Source organism: Chryseosolibacter histidinae (genome assembly GCF_018598225.1).
Classification (GTDB): Bacteria; Bacteroidota; Bacteroidia; order Cytophagales; family Cyclobacteriaceae; genus Chryseosolibacter; species Chryseosolibacter histidini.
Genome location: NZ_JAHESF010000011.1, coordinates 135,992 through 157,501 on the forward strand (window position 1 = coordinate 135,992; position 21,510 = coordinate 157,501).

The 21,510-nt window shown below is 52.0% G+C and carries 8 protein-coding genes; 3 read left to right on the forward strand and 5 right to left on the reverse strand.

Translation table 11 applies throughout. From position 1 onward, the window contains the following. Nucleotides 1-18: 18 nt before the first annotated feature. Nucleotides 19-384, reverse strand: a complete 366-nt coding sequence (locus tag KK083_RS13120; RefSeq protein ID WP_254163696.1) for a DUF3276 family protein — start codon at nucleotides 382-384, stop codon at nucleotides 19-21. Nucleotides 385-546: 162 nt separating this feature from the next. Between KK083_RS13120 and KK083_RS13125 the strand changes: the two genes are divergently transcribed. Further along, nucleotides 547-1,455, forward strand: coding sequence for a DUF58 domain-containing protein (locus tag KK083_RS13125; protein WP_254163697.1), 909 nt, complete (start codon nucleotides 547-549; stop codon nucleotides 1,453-1,455). A 121-nt stretch (nucleotides 1,456-1,576) separates the two neighbouring features. Here KK083_RS13125 and KK083_RS13130 read toward each other — a convergent pair whose 3' ends face one another. Continuing rightward, the gene (locus tag KK083_RS13130; RefSeq protein ID WP_254163698.1) at nucleotides 1,577-1,939 is read right to left on the reverse strand and encodes a 4Fe-4S binding protein; all 363 of its coding nucleotides are present in this window, start codon (nucleotides 1,937-1,939) and stop codon (nucleotides 1,577-1,579) included. Between the two features lie 83 nt (nucleotides 1,940-2,022). On the opposite strand from KK083_RS13130, the gene KK083_RS13135 reads away from it, so the two are divergent. After that, nucleotides 2,023-3,030, forward strand: coding sequence for an acyl-CoA reductase (locus tag KK083_RS13135; RefSeq protein WP_254163699.1), 1,008 nt, complete (start codon nucleotides 2,023-2,025; stop codon nucleotides 3,028-3,030). A 77-nt stretch (nucleotides 3,031-3,107) separates the two neighbouring features. On the opposite strand, the gene KK083_RS13140 is transcribed toward KK083_RS13135, so the two are convergent. Further along, nucleotides 3,108-14,951: a PKD-like domain-containing protein gene (locus KK083_RS13140; RefSeq protein WP_254163700.1), complete on the reverse strand. Its 11,844-nt coding sequence runs from the start codon at nucleotides 14,949-14,951 to the stop codon at nucleotides 3,108-3,110. Between the two features lie 695 nt (nucleotides 14,952-15,646). Further along, nucleotides 15,647-16,219 (reverse strand): hypothetical protein, encoded by a 573-nt coding sequence (locus KK083_RS13145; RefSeq protein WP_254163701.1) that lies wholly within the window; start codon nucleotides 16,217-16,219, stop codon nucleotides 15,647-15,649. Between the two features lie 233 nt (nucleotides 16,220-16,452). Here KK083_RS13145 and smc point away from each other — a divergent pair, with 233 nt between their 5' ends. After that, nucleotides 16,453-19,989 carry a chromosome segregation protein SMC gene (gene smc / locus KK083_RS13150; protein WP_254163702.1) on the forward strand — a complete coding sequence of 1,179 codons (3,537 nt, stop codon included), beginning with the start codon at nucleotides 16,453-16,455 and terminating at the stop codon, nucleotides 19,987-19,989. Between the two features lie 124 nt (nucleotides 19,990-20,113). On the opposite strand, the gene KK083_RS13155 is transcribed toward smc, so the two are convergent. Beyond that, a complete protein-coding gene (locus KK083_RS13155) occupies nucleotides 20,114-21,412 on the reverse strand; it encodes a tail fiber domain-containing protein (protein ID WP_254163703.1) in 1,299 nt (432 codons plus the stop codon). Between the last annotated feature and the right edge of the window lie 98 nt (nucleotides 21,413-21,510).

A 21,510-nucleotide genomic window follows, 5' to 3' on the forward strand; every position in this document is an offset into this window, starting at 1 on the left:
TTTAAATACAAAAAGGTTTCAGTCCCATTTCAATTCAGTGTCAATTTCTGTGGGGCGGCCTTCGGGGGTTGCAGCTTCTGCTTCTTCCCTTTCGTGGGCATGATCGAATTGAGAGAAGTCCACATTCGGCATCAACTCATGTTTAACGTGGTTGATAGTGCCTGTGAGTGCCTCCAGAAATTTATTGAAATCTTCTTTATAGAGAAAGATCTTGTGTTTCTCATACGTAAATCCATCCTCCTTAAAACGCTTCTTGCTCTCAGTGATCGTCAGGTAATAGTCATTCGAGCGCGTTGATTTAACATCAAAAAAATAGGTTCTTTTTCCAGCTTTTACTTTCGCTGAGTAAATTTCATCCCTGCCGTTTGTCTTGTTTTCTTCCACAATCCTTCAATTTTAGAGTTAGGTTGACGTTTGGTTCTATCGAAGATACTATTTTGACAAATGATTGCAAACTAACTGCTAAATATTTTAGTTTGAATCCTAGGCACATTTCCTTCAATAAGAAGCGAAAAGTACATCATTACCGTCATTTTCCAAGTTATTGTGAGCACGAAACTGAGTGAAATACATCAAAACGTTAGCCTCGAATTCCTGGCCCGACAGCTCGTGGAAGGGTTTATTACGGGGTTGCACAAATCACCTTACCATGGCTTCTCCGTTGAGTTTGCGGAGCACCGCCTCTACAACGAGGGCGAAAGCACCCGTCACATAGACTGGAAGGTATACGCGCGTACAGACCGGTTGTTTACCAAACGTTATGAAGAAGAGACCAACCTGCGATGCCTGATCGCATTGGATACCTCGCCTTCTATGTTTTACCCGGAGCAGTCGCGATCGAAGATCAAATTCAGTGTTTATGCAGCCTCTGCGTTGAGCTACCTGCTGAACCGCCAGCGCGATGCTGTAGGGCTTTGCCTCTTCTCTGATAAGATTGAAACGCTGACCCCGGTGAAGTCAACGCCCACGCACCTGGACAAGGTGTTTACCGTGCTCAATAACGTTACCGGCCGGCAGCCCGCGCAGGTCAACACCACTACACGTGTAGGACAGGTGTTGCATGAGATCGCCGAGAAGATCCACAAGCGCTCACTGGTGATCATCTTCAGCGATATGTTTGACAGTGAGCAACCTGAGGAAGTTTTTAAGGCGCTTCAGCACCTGAAGCACAACAAACATGAAGTGATCGTTTTCCATGTGATGGATAACCAGACAGAGTTGATGTTCGACTTCGAGGACCGTCCCATGGAATTCATTGACCTTGAATCAGGAGAAAAGATCAGGCTCAACCCGGCCGACGTAAAAACGCATTACAGGGCCGAAGCAGATAAGTTCCACAAGAGCCTGAAGATGAGATGCAATCAATACAAGATCGACTTTGTGGAAGCGGATGTGCAAAGCAGCTTCAATGTGATCTTACAAACCTACCTCATTAAACGAACGAAAATGCGGTAATAGGATAGCTGCGAGCTGTGAGTCAGAATGAAACAAGAAAAGCCGATATATTATACCGGCTCTCAATTCCTTCATAGCGGGGTCACCAAAACTGGCACCTGCCTTTGCCTACTGCTTATTGTCAATTGCCTACTTCTTCTTCCTGGTGAAGCCACGCTTTTTTGGCAAGAAGCTCTTCTTTAGACTCTACGTAATCAGGATCCGGCACGCAGCAGTCAACGGGGCAAACAGCCGCACACTGTGGTTCTTCGTGAAAGCCGGTACACTCTGTACATTTTCCTGAAACGATATAATAGAATTCATTGGAAACCGGCGTCTGTGGCGATTTGCCATCAACGGCTGTTCCATCTTCCAGTTCAACTTTTTCCAATTTGGTGCCACCAGCCCAGTTCCATTCCCGGCCTCCCTCGTAGATCGCTGTGTTGGGGCATTCCGGCTCGCATGCACCGCAGTTGATGCATTCGTCCGTGATCATTATTGCCATGCTTTTCCTACTTTTGAATCACTAAATACAAAAATACTTTCAAAATGTCATCCTGCAAAACACCACAGGCTGTTTAAAAGTTTATGAATACAGAAGATAGAGTTGAAGCGTTCGAAAAACTGGGCAAATATCTCTCCGCAATCGATAAAGATGAGTTTAAAAACCTGGCCATCAGCGCAGGAAATGAAAACTCGTGGTTTACGGAAGAAAATATCCGGTCTGCCTTCCATGGGCTCGCCCACTACCTCAGGCCCGGGCATCTCCGCGAATGGGTCTCGCGTTATGAACTAACGGTCGTTAATCCAAAGACCGTGGCTGTGATCATGGCCGGTAACATTCCACTGGTAGGCTTTCATGATTTTCTCGCGGTGCTCATCAGCGGTCACAACATCCTCATCAAACCGAGCTCAAAAGATTCGGTGCTCCTCTCCCACCTTGCCAAAAAGCTTGGTGAGATCGAGCCACGTTTCGCCACACGCATCACCTTTGCCGAGCAGCTGAAGAACTTCGATGCGGTGATCGCCACGGGCAGTGATAATTCGGCGCGTTATTTTCACTATTACTTCGGCAAGTATCCCAACATCATCCGCAAGAACAGAACCTCGTGCGCTGTTCTCAATGGCCGTGAAACGCGCGAAGAATTGCAGGCCCTCGGCCGTGATGTGTTCAGCTATTTCGGATTGGGCTGCCGCAATGTTTCCAAGATCTTTGTACCCCTCCACTATGACCTGCCGCAGCTACTGAAAAGCTGGGAGCCTTTCCACGACATCATCCATCATCACAAATACCACAACAACTACGATTACCAGAAGTCCATCCTGCTGGTGAACAGAACTTCCTTCCTTGATTCAGGCTTTGTCATGCTGCAGGAAAGCGAAAAGCTGGTATCGCCGATCGCCGTTGTCTATTATGAAACTTATGAAGATGAGGGCGCGCTGGCATTGAAGCTTACGGAGGCCAGGGAAAAGATCCAGTGTATTGTAGGCCACACCACTCCGGGCGCAGTGCCGTTTGGTGAAGCGCAGGTCCCTGCCCTGTGGGACTATGCAGACCAGGTTGATACGTTGAAGTTTCTCAGTAGCTTGAACTAGCTAAGGTAGCCACGAGCTGTGAGCTGCGAGCTGGGAGAAACTAAAATTTCTCGCGGCTCGCAGCTCATAACTCACAACTAAGGCTTTTGTCCTCTCAGGATCTCCACCCAACCGTTCAGAGGTTCGGCGTTTCCAACTTTCAGCTGGTAGAAGTAAACGCCATCTACGGCACCTTCACCCTTCCAGTTGTTCTTGTATTTATCGGTGGTATAGACACTCTTGCCCCAGCGGCTGGTGATCACAAGCTTCACCGGGGTGTTGTCATCCTGCGGGAGGTTACGGATGAAGAACACGTCGTTGATATCGTCATCATTAGGGGTAAAGATATTCGGGACAAAGATGTTCTTGTCCAGCTTCACACGCGCGATGTTCTCGATGCTACAGCCGAAGGAGTCTACCACCTGAACGATGTAACGGCCCGGAGGAAGGTTCCTGTAGATCTTCTCGTAACGCTGATCGTTGTTCAGGGTCACTTCTTCCCATTTGGTTTCGAAGAACGGCAATGCCGGAGAAGCCGCTGAGTCGAGCTCGATGCGTATATCGTAAGCCGTTGTTCCACCTTCGAAGTTGGTGAACTGGATGGTTCCTGTCGGGATATCCGGATACGACTCCTGTGTTTTGGCAAATGGCGAGTAGAGCCTGTCAGGTGTGGTGAAATCTACCAGCGGAGACCTGATCTCGCAGAACGCCGAAGGACTGATCTGAACCATCTGGAGTTGGTATTCATCCGGCGTGGTCAGGAACGAATGATCGGCACCGGAAAGGAACAGGCTTCCCGTTGCAGGGATTGCTCCCGGCTGGATCTTTTCTACCACCACATTGGTGAACTTCCTGTACACCCATACTTCAAAAGCTCCACCCGGGTCGCCAACGATGTCTGTCAGTGCCAGTGAAAGATCGGTTCCGGAACATCTTGGCTCAGCCACAAACGACAGGGCGAATGCGCCACTGATCGTGATCGGCGCGCTCCGTGTAGGACATGCCGCTGCCACCGACTTCATATAAATAAAGTACTGGTTTCTCGAAAGGTCTTTGAATGTAACCGAGGGATTCTGATAGTTCTGGTAATCGGCATCTGCCGGTTCATTGAACTGGTCTGTGCTCAGCGCCACCTTGAAGGCTCCCGGATCGGTGATCGTCACGGTGATCGTTCCGCTGGTAGCGTTGTTAGAGCAGCTGGCATTGGTCTGCGTAATGGTGGCGTTGATAAAGCCAGGGAATGTAACATTCACGTTGATATCCTTTTCGCAGCCGAGGCCATCCCTCACCTTCAGGATATACGCACCGCCGGTGAGGTTTGTAAAGCTCGTGCCACTCTGGAAGTTCACACCACCATCGATGGAATACTGGTAACCGCTTCCCGAACCACCTGACGCGGCGATATCAGTGATGGCGCCGTCATTACCACTGCAGGTAGCTGCCGTGATGTTGAACGTAGCGTTGATGGCAGGATTGGCATCCTGGATCGTTATGCGTACCGATGCATAGCATGGATCGGCTGAGTTTCGTCTTACGCTGATCACTCTTTCAAAAGTCGGTGCCGGTCCTGCGGGAATACCGCTCACCAATCCTCCGGCAACAAACGGCTTGAACGGATCGGTGATGCCTGCATCCAGTGACCACTCGAGAATATTTCCGGTCTCACCGGGCACATCCAGGATGATAGTACCTGTGGATGCTCCGGCGCAAACAGGGCCGATGATATTGCTGGCCAAAGGTGTACCGACAGTGCCCGACTGATCGATGGTAACCTGACCTGTTTTAGTACATGAAACGTCACCGTACTCAATGGCGTAGGCATAAGTACCGATCGGCAATGCGGTGAACACAGAATCGTTGTATTGTGTACGTGCAATGGTCTGGTTGGTAGTGGATGTTCCGACAATGGAGATCTTGACCCCGGTATTATTCACAGCGGGCACAAATGGCCTAATGCGGAAGATAATGCTACCGTTAGACAACGTACACTGCGCCGGTGAGGGATCAGGAACAATGCGTACCGTTGAGCATAGACCTGTGCCTCCGCCGCCATTGCAGTTTGAAGGTTTGGAAATGGCAGTGGTAGCAGGCGAAGACGTACATCCGTTGTTATCCCTAACAACGACGCTGTAAACTCCCAGCGCCAGGTTATTGAAGGTGCCGGAAGCCTGGAACGACGTGCCGTTGTTGATAGAGAACTGGTAAGGTGTGGCTCCACCGGCGGGGTTCGTGATGGTGATCACTCCGTCGCCACCGGTACAAGATTCATCTGTTTTATTGATCGATGCAGAAATGGTGATGCCGTTGTTGATCGCGATCGTGAACACGGAAGATACGCACAATGATGCGTCACGCACGATGATCGCGTAATTGCCTGAAGCCAGATTCGTGAACACATTACCACCCTGGAAGGTCGCGCCATTGTCTTTGGAGTAAGTATAAGGAGCCAGTCCTCCCGTAACACCTGTCACGGTGATGCTTCCATTGGTCTGGCCGTTACAACTTGCGTCTACCTTCGCGATCACAGGCAGGATACCGCTGACCGTGCCGATATTAATGGTGACTGCGGAAGACAAGCAGCCATTGGCGTCCCTGATCACAACCTTGTAAGTTCCTTGTGCCAACGGGCTGAATGTGCCGCTGCCCTGGAAGGTTGCACCATCATCGACGGAATAATCGTAAGGAGCTGTTCCACCCGTGGGGCTGGTGATCGTGATGGATCCGTTGGTGCCGGCGCAAGAAGATGCATCCGTCTTGTTGATGGTAGCCGAGATAGTGGCGCCGTTATTGACTGAAATGGTAGCCACCGAGGAGACACACAATGCAGCATCGCGTACAATGATCGCATAGTTGCCCGCAGCCAGGTTCGTGAATGAATTACCACCCTGGAAGGTCGCGCCATTGTCTTTGGAGTACATATAAGGGGCCAGTCCTCCGGTAACACCCGTCACTGTAATGCTTCCGTTGCTCAGTCCGTTGCAGCCTGCATCCACTTTGGCGATCACAGGCACTATGCCACTGACGGTGCCGATGTTAACAGTGGTTGAGGAAGACAAGCAGCCATTGGCATCCCTGATCACAACTTTATAGGTTCCCTGCGTGAGCGGGCTGAATGTGCCGCTGCCCTGGAAGGTTGCACCGTCATCGACGGAATAATCGTAAGGAGCTGTTCCGCCCGTGGGGCTGGTGATCGTGATGGATCCGTTGGTGCCGGCGCAAGAAGATGCATCCGTCTTGTTGATCGTAGCTGAAATGGTGGCGCCGTTATTGACCGAAATGGTAGCCACAGACGAGACGCACAATGCCGCATCACGCACAATGATCGCATAGCTGCCTGCTGCCAGGTTCGTAAATGAATTACCCCCCTGGAAGGTTGTACCGTTGTCTTTGGAGTACATATAAGGTGCCAGTCCTCCGGTAACGCCCGTCACCGTAATGCTTCCGTTGCTCAGTCCGTTGCACCCCGCATCCACTTTGGCGATCACAGGCACTATTCCGCTGACGGTGCCCACGTTGGTTGTCACTGCCGAAGATGTACATCCGTTGCCATCTTTGATCACCACCTTATAGCTTCCCTGCGACACAGGGTTGAAAGTACCACTGCCCTGGAAGGTTGCACCATCGTCGATCGAGTATTGATAAGGGGCCACGCCTCCCGTAGGACTGGTGACGGTGATAGATCCGTTGGTACCGGCGCAAGAAGACGCATCCGTCTTATTGATCGTGCCACTGATCGTGGTTCCGGCGTTGATGATGATAGAGCTTACGGAAGAAAGACAGCCATTGGCATCGCGCACCACTATGGTATGGTTGGAGCCGGCCTGAAGTGAATTGAAGACATTCGACGTCTGGAATAACGCGCCGTTATCTTTTGAATATTGATAAGGTGTAACGCCGCCTGAAACCGCAGTGACTGTGATCACACCGTTGTCAACACCAGCACAGGCAGCATCTGTTTTAGCAATAGTAGGAATAATGGTCACGTTAGCCGTCACGGTCACCGGCACCGGGTCGGAATCACATCCATTATTATCCCTGACAACCACCGTATAGTTTCCGGCGGCCAGTGCGGTGAAGGAGTTACCGACCTGGAAGCTTGTTCCGTTGTTGATGGAGTATCTGTAAGGAGCGGTACCACCGGTAACACCCGTGATGGTGATGCTTCCATTGTTCGTTCCATTACATGCTGCACTGCCGGTGTTGATGGTCGGAACAGGTTTGGATCCGATCGTTACAGTTACCACGGCTGTTGCATTGGCACATCCGCCTGTACCGGTTACCGTGTATCTGAAGTCATAGGTTCCTGCAGCAACGCCTGTGAAGTCTGCCACATTGCCGGTGATCACAGCACCGCTGCCATCGAGGTCTGCCCAGGCTCCACCTGTATCGGGGGTGCCATTGAGCGCTGCGAACAGATCAAATGAAGGATCGTCGCCGCAAGCTCTCGCAGTAGTATTGTCTAAGCCGGCATCGGGAGCGTTGGAAACGGCTACCGTTACCGTGGCGCTGGCGGTTCCACAACCTGCCACGGTGATGGTGTAAGTGAAGTCATAAGTTCCTGCTGTTACGCCGGTGAGATCGATCTCATCGCCGGTGATCGTACCGCCGCTGCTATCGTCGTCTGACCAGGTTCCACCCGGATCAGGTGAACCACCCAGGCTTGCGAACAGGTCGAAGTCAGTATCATTGTTACATGCTGTAACACTGTTGTTCGATCCTGCATCAGGTGTACTGTTGATGACGTTAATGGTGACAATGGCGGAAGCATTGGCACAAGGCGCTGTGCCGGTCACTGTATACCGGAAACGATATGTTCCCGGCGTAACACCACTCAGATCGATGCTATTTCCGGTGATCACACCACCGCTGGCATCCAGATCAGTCCAGGTTCCTCCAGTGTCAGGTGAGCCACCCAGGTTGCCAAACAGGTCGAAGGCGGTTGCTGAAACACAAGCGGTAACATTGCCGGGGGTTCCGGGATCAGGAGCGATCGTAACGGTCACGGCGAGATCAGCTGTAGCATCAGCACATCCGGTTGCGCCAGGCACTGTGTATCTGAAATTATAAGTGCCTGCCGTCGTTACGCCGCTGAAGTTTGCCGCGTTACCCGTGATCACGGCGCCGCTGCCATCCAGATCCGCCCAGGTTCCGCCCGTATCAGGTGTGCCATTGAGGGCTGCCAGCAGATCAAAAGCCGTCTCCGAGCTACAAATATCTGCCGTGTTATCCGCACCTGCATCCGGAGGATTGGTCACCTGCACCGTAACGGTAGCGCTTGCTGTTCCGCAGCCCGTAACAGTAACTGTGTAAGTAAAATCATAGGTGCCGGCGGCAACGCCGGTCAGGTCGATGGTATTGCCAGTGATCACACCACCGCTGCCATCATCGTCAGACCAGGTACCACCTGCATCCGGGGTTCCGCCCAGGCTGGTGAAAAGATTGAGCGCCGTGTTGGTGTTGCAAGCCGAAACAGTGTTGTCGGTGCCGGGGTCCGGTGTTCCGATGATCACGTTCAGGGTTACGATGGCCGTTGCGTTAGCACAAGGTCCGGTTCCTGTTACAGTATACCGGAACCTGTAATTGCCACTGGTAGTAACACCTGTAAGATTAACAGCGTTTCCGGTGATCACACCACCGCTGGCATCCAGATCGGCCCACGCGCCGCCAGCATCGGGTGTACCGCCGAGCTCGCTGAAAAGATCAAACGCAGTTTCTGTATTGCAGACAGTAGCCCCACCGGGAGTTCCGGCATCAGGCGCTGCAGTAACATTGACGGTCACGATCGCAGTTGCGTTGGCACAACCACCTGTACCCGTCACAGTATATTGAAAATCATAACTACCCGTTGCTACACCCGTGAAGTTGGCGTTGTTACCCGTGATCACAGCACCGCTGCCATCAAGATCAGTCCAGGTGCCGCCAGTGTCGGGGCTTCCGGTCAACAGGTTAAAGAGATTGAGCGCGGTCTGCGTACTGCAGGCAGTGGCAACACCTCCGCCTGTTCCCGCATCAGGAGCATCCGTTACGGTTACGGTAACAGTTGCGCTTGCAGTACCACATCCCGCTAAGGTCACGGTATAGGTGAAGTCATAAGTGCCAGCTGCAACGCCCGTGAGATCGATATTGTCACCGGTGATGGTACCACCGCTGCCATCATCGTCAGCCCAGACGCCGCCCGGATCAGGCGTGCCTCCGAGGTTGCCGAACAGATCGAATGAAGTGTCATTGTTACAAGCCGAAGCAGTGTTATCTGTACCAGCGTCAGGTGTTCCATTGACCACCGTGACTGTTACGATGGCAGAAGCGTTGGCACAAGGTGCTGTTCCTGTAACGGTATACCGGAACCTGTAAGTACCTGGTGTTACCGTTGTAAGGTTCACGTTATTGCCCGACAGCACACCACCGCTGGCATCGAGATCGGTCCAGGCGCCACCTGCATCAGGCGTGCCACCCAGCTCTGCCAAAAGATTGAGGGCGGTCACAGTATTACAAGCAGAAGTAGCATCGTCTGTACCCGCATTGGGCGCATCGGTCACCTCCACGACGAGAATAGCCATGTCTGTACAGCTGCCTACCGTGATGCTGTACCGGAAAGCATAAGAGTCTTCGGCCACACCCGTGAAGTTGGCCATATTGCCTGTGATCACGGCTCCGCTGCCATCGAGATCAGTCCAGGTGCCACCATTGTCTGGCGAACCACCCATGGCGGCGAGCAGATCGAATGCTGTGTTACTGTTACATACCTGAGTAAGACTACCCATCGTACCCGCGTTCGGTGAAAGGGATACATCTACTGTTACAATAGCACTCGCAGTGCCGCAAGAACCCGCCGTTACAGTATACCTGAAGCGATAGGCGCCTGCCGTAGTTACCGTGGTCAGGTTAGCGTGATTGCCCGTGATTGTAGCACCGCTGCCGTCAAGGTCAGTCCAGGAGCCACCACCGTTAGGCGTACCGCCCAGGCTGGTGAACAGGTTCAGGTTTGTTATATTATTACATGCCGAAACCGTGCTATTGGAGCCTGGATCAGGTGTTCCGTTGACAACATTCACCGTTACAATGGCAGTCGCGTTGGCGCAAGGGGCCGTGCCTGTCACTGTGTACCGGAACCTGTAGCTGTTGCCTGAAGTCACACCCGTGAGGTCGATGTTGTCACCTGTCATCACGCCACCGCTGGCGTCAAGGTCGGTCCACGTTCCGCCTGCATCCGGTGTGCCACCCAGCTCAGCAAAAAGATCGAGGGCAGTCTCCGTGTTACAAGCCGTGACCGCGCCATCCGCTCCGGCATCAGGCGCAGGTGTTACAACAACATTAATATCGATTGGCGTACCGTTACAACCTGCCGCGTGGGGAGTGATCCGGTACGTTACGGTCTGGTCTACTGCAGTTGGGTTCACCAATGTCTGGGTGATCGTGTTGCCTGTACCTGCTGCGGCACCGGTAACACCACCCGGGTTGCTCTGGATGATCCATGTAAAGCTGGTGGCGGCACCGTTGGGACTGGTGATCGCAATGTTGGTAGCTGTTCCGCTACAGATGGTGGCGCCTGAAGCTGCAACATCCGGGATCGGGTTAACAGTGACAATCACCGTGGTAGAACGGCTACACGTTCCTGCCGTAGCAGTGATCGTATACGTCGCGGTTCCCTGCGCCGCGCCTGTGGTAGTCAGTGCCTGCACGATCGAAGCACCACTGCCTGCCGCGGCGCCGGTCACGCCGGATTGTACTACTGTCCAGCTGATGGTGGTACCCGCTACGTTGTTGGGATTGCTTAATGTGATGCCGGTATTAGCTCCCGAGCAGATAGTCTGCGCGCCGGGAACTGCCGAGATGGTCGGCGTGGGATTAACAATAACATTGATGTCAATAAACGCACCGTTGCAGGTTGCATTATGCGGTGTGATCCTGTAGGTAACGGTTTGTGCCGTGCCCGTAGGATTCACGAGGAGCTGGGCGATGGTGTTGCCCGAACCTGCTACCGCACCCGTTACTCCTCCGGGGTTGCTTTGGATGGTCCATGTAAAGCTTGTGGCCAGTCCATTCGGGCTGGTGATGGCGATGTTTGTCTGATCACCGCTACAGATCGTGGCGCCCGAGGCAGCTACATCCGGTAACGGGTTCACGGTTACAGTAACGGTGGTTGAGCTGCTGCAGGTACCTGCAGTGGCCGTCACCGTGTACGTTGCTGTTCCCTGTGCGGCGCCTGTGGTAGTCAACGCTTGTGCGATCGAGGTGCCGCTGCCTGCTGTTGCACCGGTCACGCCGGATTGTACTACCGTCCAGGTGATGGTGGTACCCGCTACGTTGTTAGGATTGCTCAGGGTAATGTTGGTACTGCCTCCGGAACAGATGGTCTGTGCGGTGGGCGTAGCCTGTATGGTTGGCTTGGGATTAACAATGACGTTGATGTCGATGAACGTACCATCGCAGGTTGCGCTATGGGGCGTGATCCTGTAGGTAACGGTTTGCGCCGTGTTCGTAGGGTTGGTCAGCGTTTGCGCGATGGTGTTGCCGGTGCCAGCGGATGCGCCTGTTACACCACCAGCATTGCTTTGAATAATCCAGGTGAAACTTGTGGCTGCGCCGTTCGGGCTGGTGATGGCGATGTTGGTAGCGTCTCCACTACAGATGGTAGCGCCAGAAGCCGCAACATCCGGGATCGGATTAACGGTAACAATTACTGTCGTTGTACTGCTACAGGTTCCCGCGGTGGCGGTAACCGTGTACGTCGCTGTACCTGGAACTGCAGCTGTGGTGGTCAATGTTTGTGCGATCGAAGTACCGCTACCTGCTGTTGCACCGGTCACGCCAGACTGTACTACAGTCCAGGTGATGGTAGTACCTGCCACGTTGTTGGGATTGCTCAGGGTAATGGCTGTAGCATCTCCCGAACAGATCGATTGTGCCGTGGGGGCAGCCAGAACTGTAGGCTTCGGGTTCACGATCACGTTGATATCTATAAAAGTACCGTCACATCCTGCTGCATGCGGTGTGATCCTGTACGTAACAGTTTGCGCTGTGTTTGTAGGATTGGTCAGCGTTTGCGCGATGGTGTTACCGGTGCCGGCTGACGCGCCTGTTACACCACCAGCATTGCTTTGAATAATCCAGGTGAAACTTGTGGCAACACCGTTCGGGCTGGTGATGGCGATGTTGGTGGCATCTCCGCTACAGATGGTAGCACCGGAGGCGGCCACATCCGGAATCGGGTTAACCGTAACCACTACTGTAGTTGTACTGCTACAGGTTCCTGCGGTGGCGGTAATAGTATAAGTTGCCGTTCCCTGCGCTGCGCCTGTGGTTGTTAATGTCTGTGCAATAGAGGTACCACTGCCTGCGGTTGCGCCGGTCACGCCGGATTGTACTACCGTCCAGCTGATGGTGGTACCCGCTACGTTATTGGGGTTACTCAGCGTGATGCCAGTAGCGTCTCCAGAGCAGATCGTTTGTGCGGCCGGCGTAGCCAGTACAGTAGGCCTCGGGCTCACGATCACGTTGATGTCTATAAAAGCGCCGTTGCAGGAGCCCGCGTGTGGCGTGATCCTGTAAGTAACGGTTTGTGCTGTATTAGTAGGGTTGGTCAGTGTCTGCGCGATGGTATTGCCAGTGCCGGCTGCTGCGCCCGTTACACCACCCGGGTTGTTTTGAATAACCCACGTGAAGCTCGTGGCCACGCCGTTCGGACTGGTGATAGCAATGTTGGTTGCATCCCCGCTACAGATCGTAGCACCAGAGGCGGCAACATCCGGCAACGGGTTTACCGTTACGATCACGGTCGTTGTGCTGCTGCAAGATCCTGCAGTAGCTGTAACCGTATAAGTAGCGGTTCCCTGTACCGCGGCGGTGGTGGTCAATGTCTGTGTAATAGAGGTGCCACTGCCTGCCGTGGCGCCGGTCACGCCGGATTGTACTACCGTCCAGCTGATCGTTGTTCCTGCTACGTTGTTGGGATTGCTCAGCGTGATGGCAGTAGCATCGCCGGAGCAAATGGTTTGTGCTGCGGGTGTGGCCAGTATCGTAGGCCGCGGGCTCACGATCACATTAATATCGAGTGGCGCGCCGTTGCACGAGCCGACGTGGGGTGTGATCCTGTAAGTGACGGTCTGTGCTGTGTTGGTCGGGTTGGTCAGCGTCTGGGCAATGGTGCTGCCCGAACCTGCTGCGGCACCCGTTACACCACCCGGATTATTCTGGATGATCCAATCGAAGCTTGTGGCAAGACCGTTCGGACTGGTGATGGCAATGTTGGTTGCATCTCCGCTACAAATAGTAGCGCCTGATGCGGCAACGTTCGGCAACGGATTCACCGTTACAATTACGTTCACTGAGCTGCTGCAGGTTCCGGCGGTAGCAGTCACAGTATACGCTGCTGTGCCCTGAACCGCTCCTGTGGTGGTAAGGGTCTGTGCGATCGAGGTACCACTACCTGCGGTGGCACCGGTTACACCAGACTGTACTACAGTCCAGGTGATGGTTGTACCTGCCACGTTGTTAGGATTGCTCAACGTAATGGCGGTAGCATCTCCTGAACAGATCGTTTGTGCGGCCGGGGTAGCCAGTATCGTGGGCCTGGGGTTCACGATCACATTAATATCAAGTGGAGCGCCAGCGCACGAAGCAGTGTGCGGCGTGATCCTGTAAGTCACGGTCTGCGCAACGTTGGTCGGGTTCGTCAGTGTCTGAGCGATCGTGCTCCCCGAGCCTGCGACAGCACCAGTTACACCACCCGGGTTGTTCTGGATGATCCAGTCAAAGCTTGTGGCCAGGCCGTTCGGGCTGGTGATGGCAATATTGGTCGCATCTCCGCTACAGATCGTCGCGCCGGATGCTGCAACATTCGGAATCGGATTTACGGTTACAACCACATTCACCGAGCTGCTGCACGTTCCTGCAGTTGCGGTCACAGTATACGTGGCTGTGCCTTGAGCCGCTCCTGTGGTGGTCAGCGTCTGTGCGATGGATGTGCCAGTACCCGCGGTTGCACCCGTTACACCAGACTGTACCACAGTCCAGCTGATGGTAGTACCCGGTACGCTGTTGGGGTTGCTCAGTGCAATGGCGGTAGCATCTCCAGAGCAGATCGTTTGTGCGGCGGGAGTAGCCAGTATCGTGGGTCTCGGATTAACGATCACATTAATATCGATCGGTGTACCATTACAGGCTGCACTGTGGGGCGTGATCCTGTAAGTAACGGTTTGCGCCGTGGTGGTCGGGTTGGTCAGCGTCTGCGCGATGGTGCTGCCGGAGCCGGCAACTGCGCCCGTTACACCGCCGGGGTTGCTTTGAATGATCCAGTCAAAGCTTGTCGCCAGGCCGTTGGGGGTGGTGATGGCAATATTGGTTGCGTCTCCGCTACAGATGGTGGCACCTGATGCCGCTACCGTGGGAAGCGCCGTAACTACTACGGTGATATTCGGTGCGTCATTGAAAACTGGTGTACAGGAAGACAAGGAAGCTTTTACCCGGATGGTGTGCGTGCCTACGGAAAGTCCTGAGATCGGAGGCACAACCACTGCGCCGCCTGTACCCATAACCGTGGCAATGACCGGTGCGGAAGGACCTGTTCCATCCAGTACTTCGTACGTTACGCCCGGGTCTGAAGGGTTATCGATCTGCATCGAAAAGTCTTCACCCTCACAAAGGGCTGCGTCTGCTGTTGAGATGGTGAACGGGTTCGGCACGTCATCCACCACAGTGAAGTTTTGGGTGTATGAGCAGTCGGAATAGTTGTCTTCGATCAATACAGTGTAGACGCCGCCTGGCAATGCTGTTGTCGGAAATCCTGCGGCAGTGAGCTGATTGGCGAGGTTAAGCGTGATAGGCGTTGTACCCGTAACCGAGTTCGAGACCAACGGGAGACCCGTCAGTGAATTGTCTGAACTCCATGTTACCTTAAATGATCCGCCAGCAGGAACTGAAGTAACCGCTGCGGGTGGTGTCATGGCTGGAGGTGTAAAGCCAGGATAAGTGATCGACCCACCCGAGAATTGAATCTCTATTTGACCTGACAAGGGGGAGCAGGACTCGTTGAATAAGTCAGTGGTACCTGTGGTAATAGAGGTAATTGTTGGTAGATTAACCAATGGAAATCTTGGGTAACTGCCACCGTAGCGCGGTGTTCGAATTACTGACGCATTGTCTGAGATAAAGAAATCATAGTTACCGCTTATCGAAGTTCCTGGGTTATAAGTAAAAGAATTTCCAACAGGAATGCTTGCTACGGGGAAACTTGTGGACTCATCCGTTCCGTCAAAAACAAAGGCCAATGTAGCCACGCCACCATTCGCAGCATTTACTTTAAAAATAACAGAACCGTTTGAAGACCCGTCGCAGGGATTCAAAACAGTTATGTCAATGTTCATTGTTGAACTCTTATAATTAATCGTCTGACTCCTCGCTGCGCCCCATAGAAGAAAAAATGCAGCCAGTAGAAAAAGTCTCTTACGAACGCAAGATGCCATTGGTAGTTGGTATGTTAACATTGACGCCATGATCCTATTCAGGCATGCTGATAGATATCCAATTAAAAAATATAGTAACCGGTTATCATCCAAATATGGACACTGCTGACAGCATGCCGCCTTTAAAAAGTACCTTACTCTGTTTCAGGTAATATTTAGTTTAAAAAATAAGTTTTTCAGTACGAAAACTTTCTATTCAGGATCTCGCTCATGACGACCGCTTTCTTGAATCCCTCAGGATCCTGAAAATCTTTTGTGTATTCTTCCAATAAATTGCGTTGCTGCACTTGTTCAAAGACCTTGAACTTACCGAACTCAACCTTCGTATCTTTGATGTTCATCGTCTCTTCCAGCGAAGGACGTAAGAAAGCCTGGCGTTTTGCTTCTTCATAGTCAGCATACAACCTGTCTTTCTTGCGATAGTTGTAATTGACATCTTCCAGGTCCTGCTCCTCCTCTCCTACCTGATCATCATAATCGACATAGGCAGGTGTCGGCTTCAGCTGGGCGGGCTCAAAAACAGGTGGTTTGGGTTGCTTTGCCTCCGTGATCTCCCGCAACAATTCCTCAAAGGTTAACGCCTTGGGCTGATTAACCGGTTTTGGCGGTGGCGTTGAATCGTAATTGACCTGACGGTCAGGCTTGTAGTCCGGAACATCAGAGGGCTGCTGCCCCTGCGACTTCTTTAAAGCCCTGCTCACCAGATAGATGATGCCTATGATCAGGTATATCCAATGCTGAAGTTCCATTAAACAAAATTAGTAAAATAATTGAAAAACGCTATTTCCTGGATTCTATCGCCGATTTTCCACCAAGTTTCGGAATCCCGGATTTTTATTTTGAATTGCCGGAGGCAGTGACTTATCTTTGCCGACTTATCTCTAGAAAGTAGCCGGGAATCTCGCAAGATTCCGTGCTTCACGGGATCGGAGGGCGGGCACATTCACAGAGAACTTTTTAACCACTACAACCACTTAAGAGCATGCAATTAGCGAAACTGGAGATTAAAGGCTTCAAGAGTTTTGCCGACAAAGTTGTTATCAATTTTGACGAGGGGATCACAGGAATTGTCGGGCCCAATGGCTGCGGGAAGTCAAACGTTGTTGATTCCATCCGCTGGGTATTGGGTGAGCAGAAGACCAGTGCCTTGCGATCGGAGAAGATGGAGAACGTCATTTTTAATGGCACCAGCCAGCGTTCGCCTCAGCAGATGGCCGAAGTAGCGCTGACCATAAATAACACCAAGAACATCCTTCCAACAGAATATTCACAGATCACCATCACGCGCCGTCTCTACCGCTCGGGTGAAAGCGAATACCTGCTGAATGGCGTGGTGTGCCGTCTCAAGGATATCACCAACCTGTTCATGGATACCGGTGTTGCCTCCAACAGCTACGCCATCATCGAGCTCGGCATGGTTGACGACCTGCTCAACGACCGTGACAACAGCCGCAGAACGTTGTTCGAGGAAGCGGCCGGCATTTCGAAATTCAAGAAACGCAAGAAGGAAACACTCAAGAAGCTTGAAGATACCGACGCCGACCTGGAGCGCGTGGAGGACCTGCTCTTCGAGATCGAAAAGAACATGAAAAGTCTCGAGAAGCAGGCCAAGCAGACCGAGAACTACTACAAGATCAAAGAAGACTACAAGGAGAAAAGCATCAACTTGGCCAAGGTGGTGGTGAACAAGCAGAAAGACAAGTTCAATACCATCAGCCAGCGCATTGAAGCCGAGAACGACCGCAAGCTTGCGCTTACTTCGGGCATCGCAGAAAAGGAAGCTGCCATCGAAAAAGCAAAAGCCGAGCTCATCCTTAAAGAGAAAACACTGTCGTCACGGCAGAAGGCCATCAACGAATTCGTCTCGAAGATCCGTGCTTACGAAAGCGAAAAGCAGATCAAGAACGAAAGGCTGAAATACCTGAACGACCGTGCCAACGGCCTGCGCGAGCAGATCGAACAAGACAAGAAAAGCAACGAACGCGCACGCTTCAGCATCCAGAGCCTTGAAGCTGAGAAAGCTTCCGCCCAGGACATTCTCAACGAGATCAACCAGAAGCTCGACCACCTGAAAGCGGAATACGAAGAGCAGAAGCTGAAGACCACTTCGCTGCAGGCAGAGTCTGATGGCCTGCGTCAGGTGCAGCGCGAGCGCCAGGAAGAAAGCTTCCAGATCAACAAGGGCGTGGAGATCCGCGAGATCCAGGTGTCGTCGTTCAAGCAAGAGCTCGAACGCACCGCCACCGACACCAGCCAGCAGAGCGCCAGCCTCATGGAGTTTGAAAAGAAGCTGGTAGTGTTACAAGAAGACGTCAACACCAGGACCGAAGAGCTCGAAAACCTGAAGAAGGCCGAAGAGGAAGCGCAGAACCGTACCCTGTCGCTGGAGAAGACCATCGACATGATCCGCGAGGAGATGAACGTGACCAGCCGCAAGCTGGATGCGCGCCAGAACGAATACAACCTCACCAAATCACTGGTAGAGAACCTGGAAGGATTTCCCGAGGCCATCAAGTTCCTCAAAAAGAAAGTGGCCAAGAATGCGCCGCTCCTCTCAGACATCCTCACCACATCAGAAGAATACCGGGTGGCCATCGAGAACTACCTCGAGCCCTACCTTAACTACTATATCGTTGAACACGAATCGGAAGCGTACGAGGCCATCAACATCCTCAGCGATGCTTCCAAGGGAAAAGCGCACTTCTTTATCCTGGATGCTTTCGAAAAATTCGAATCGAGCTCGTCTCGCATCTATTCCAACGCTTTCCCGGCCACGCAGATCATCGAGTTCGATCCGAAGTACCGCAAGCTGATGACGTATATTCTCGATCGCGTTTATATCTATGAAGGCGACATCAAGAACATACCCGCTACCGACGAGAATACCTTCATCACCAAGAGCGGCAAGCTCACACGCCGCAAGTTCAGCATCTCCGGTGGTTCCGTAGGGTTGTTCGAAGGTAAGAAGATCGGCCGCGCGAAGAACCTCGAGAAGCTCGAGAAAGAGATCAAAGAGCTTACTGTAAAGCTCGACGAGATCCGGATCAGCCTGGTAGAAAAGCAGGGCGACCTGGAGAAGCTGCGCAACAACAAGCTGCGCCACGAGATCGAAGCGCTGCAGAACACCATCCGCCAGGTAAATGAAGAATACGTTTCTGTGCGCACCAAACGCGAGCAGTTCTCGCAAATGCTCAGCAACGCCGACCTGCGCCGCGAAGATATCCTCGAAAAGATCGACACGCTGCTGAAAGAGCTTGACGACCTGAAACCGAAAGCGCAGAAAGCGCAGCACGATTTCCAGGAAGCAGAGAACAAACTTTCAGCCCTCACGGAAAGGCTGGCCTCCAACAGCGAGCTGCTGAGCCAGAAATCAGCGGCCTTCAACGAGCAGAATATCTTCTTCCACCAGCAGGAGAACCGCGTGAAGAGCATCGACCAGGAGATCCGCTTCAAGCAGGAGTCCATGGACCAGAGCAGCCAGCGCGTGCAGGCGAACGAAGAAGAGCTCACCAAAAACGAGCAGGAGATCAGGAAGATCGCTGACAGCACCGAGACCAACGACGACGAGCTGCTGGGCATGTACGAGGAGAAGGAGGAAATGGAAAAAGGCCTCAGCGAAGCAGAAAAAGAATACTACGAATCACGCGGCACCATCGACACGGTGGAGAAAGAGCTGCGCGAAGTATCGCATACCCGCCAGAGCATCGACAGCCTGCTGATGGAGCTTCAGAACTCCCTCAACGAAAGCAAGCTGCAGCTCAACTCCGTGAAAGAAAGGTTGTCTGTTGAGTTCAATGTGGACCTCGACTCCGTTATGGGCCAGAGCTCACCGGAAGAATCTGAAGCCCTCGCCAAACTCGACGAGGACAAGCTGCTGAGCGACGTGAAGAAGATCCGTGAGAAGCTCGACAACATGGGCCCCATCAATCCCATGGCCATGGAAGCTTATACGGAGATCAAACAACGCAACGACTTTATCCTCGCGCAGAAAGAAGACCTGCTGAAAGCGAAGGAGTCACTTTACAATACCATCAGCGAGATCGAGGGTGTGGCCAGCGAGACATTCCTGGATGCTTTCAACAAGATCAAGGAACACTTCATCCGCGTATTCCGCTCGCTGTTCACCGAAGGCGACGAATGCGACCTGAAGCTTACCGATCCAAGCAAACCGCTTGATTCCGATATCGACATCATCGCGAAGCCTAAAGGAAAACGTCCGCTGACCATCAACCAGCTTTCAGGAGGGGAAAAGACGCTCACGGCCACGGCCCTGCTCTTCTCCATGTATCTGTTGAAACCTGCACCGTTCTGTATCTTTGATGAGGTGGATGCGCCACTCGACGATGCCAACATCGACAAGTTCAATAACATCATCCGCAACTTCAGCAAAGACAGCCAGTTCGTGATCGTGACCCACAACAAGCGTACGATGTCTTCTACCGACGTGATCTACGGTATCACCATGGTGGAGAAAGGCATCTCGAGAGTTGTGCCGGTGGATCTGAGGGAGCTTGCGTAAGAAGATCAGTGATTATAGAGAAAGAGAGGCTGTCGAAAGGCGGCCTCTCTTTTTTGTTGCCGGTTGCCGGTTGCCGGTTGGCCGGTTAGTTCGGTGTCTTTCAAGCAACTACACGTTCCAAGAATTATCTAGTAAGCATCAAAGATTTAGTGTCCACCTGTTTTCCGTCTACTACAAGGCTGTAATAATAAAGGCCCGGCTGTAACGTGCTACCTTCGATGGTTAGTTCGCCCCTGCCTGGGCTAAGACGCGGATAAGAGCTTATCTGGCGGCCCTGCAGATCAAATATGTAAAGTGTGCCCTGTGAGCCTTCCGGAAACTCATATTCAATTCGGGTACTCTGATTGAACGGGTTGGGATGATTCTGCTGTAACACGGTACCGACCTGCCTCAATGATGACAATTCTCCTTTTACGGATAGTTCAGATTTTAACGCATCCACTTCTTTAGACAGGTCCTTGATCGCTTCCAGGAGTACCGGGATCATGCCTTGATAATTGACTGCCAAATATCCCTGTCCGTCCTCGTGGACCAGTTCCGGAAATACCTTTTGCAGGTCCTGCGCTATAAACCCAGCTTGAATCCCATCTGCCACTTTCCGCGAAGCCGTGACTTCTTTGTTGAACTCATAATTAACTCCTTGTACGCTATTGATCTTTTCGAGCGCATGCGTAATGCGTTGTTCATTCTTTTTAAAACGTTTATCTGAACTTACCCATAATCCTGTAGCAAAAGCATCTCCGTTTACACTTAATGCATAAGTACCAAGCGTACTTGTACCAATACCCAACTGCCCCGTGCTGAAATTACCGTAGACTAAAGGATTAACGGATGACGGGCCATTGTTGATAATTAGCCGATTATTGGCTGAGGTCTCATTGTAGCCAGATTCGTTACCAATGAACACATTTCCATCTCCATTATTATTAAAACCAGCATAGCGCCCCAGAAATACATTATAGGACCCAGATATATTCAAAAACCCCGCTCTCATCCCAAAAAATGCATTCCAATTGCCGGTTTGATTCAAAGTACCGGTAGAAAATCCAAAAAAGGCGTTTTCGATCCCTGTTGTATTCGATACGCCGGCAGCAGAACCAAATGCAGAATTGTTCTGCCCGGTCGTGTTCTCCATACCGGTTGAAGACCCAAAAAAGGTATTATTTGATCCCGTAGTATTTTTCAAACCAGCCCTAAATCCAATGAATGAATTGGCGAATCCTGTGGTATTAGCCTTTCCCGCCTCATGGCCTACGAACGTATTGTTAGTTCCAGTTACAACGTCACCAGCCTGATAACCAATAGATGTGTTAAAATTGCCTGCATTACCTGCACCGGTTCCATAATCAGTATTCTGCGCGTAAAGATGGCCAGTTAACATCATCGCTGCACCGGCGATAAAGAGTAGTTTTTTTGTTTTCATAGTGTTGTGTTTTTTATTGAAATAAAAGTTACAACACTATGGCTACTGTTTTTTAACGAGGTAATAATTTCTACGTCTGCGCTAAAAGAAGGTAAATT

What these genes read in the sequence shown, in the direction of transcription:
- smc (WP_254163702.1), top strand. Translation starts at nt 16,453, where the DNA reads ATGCAATTAGCGAAACTGGAGATTAAAGGCTTCAAGAGTTTTGCCGAC.
- KK083_RS13130 (WP_254163698.1), bottom strand. Translation starts at nt 1,939, where the DNA reads ATGGCAATAATGATCACGGACGAATGCATCAACTGCGGTGCATGCGAG.
- KK083_RS13140 (WP_254163700.1), bottom strand. Translation starts at nt 14,951, where the DNA reads ATGACACCACCCGCAGCGGTTACTTCAGTTCCTGCTGGCGGATCATTT.
- KK083_RS13145 (WP_254163701.1), bottom strand. Translation starts at nt 16,219, where the DNA reads ATGGAACTTCAGCATTGGATATACCTGATCATAGGCATCATCTATCTG.
- KK083_RS13155 (WP_254163703.1), bottom strand. Translation starts at nt 21,412, where the DNA reads ATGAAAACAAAAAAACTACTCTTTATCGCCGGTGCAGCGATGATGTTA.
- KK083_RS13135 (WP_254163699.1), top strand. Translation starts at nt 2,023, where the DNA reads ATGAATACAGAAGATAGAGTTGAAGCGTTCGAAAAACTGGGCAAATAT.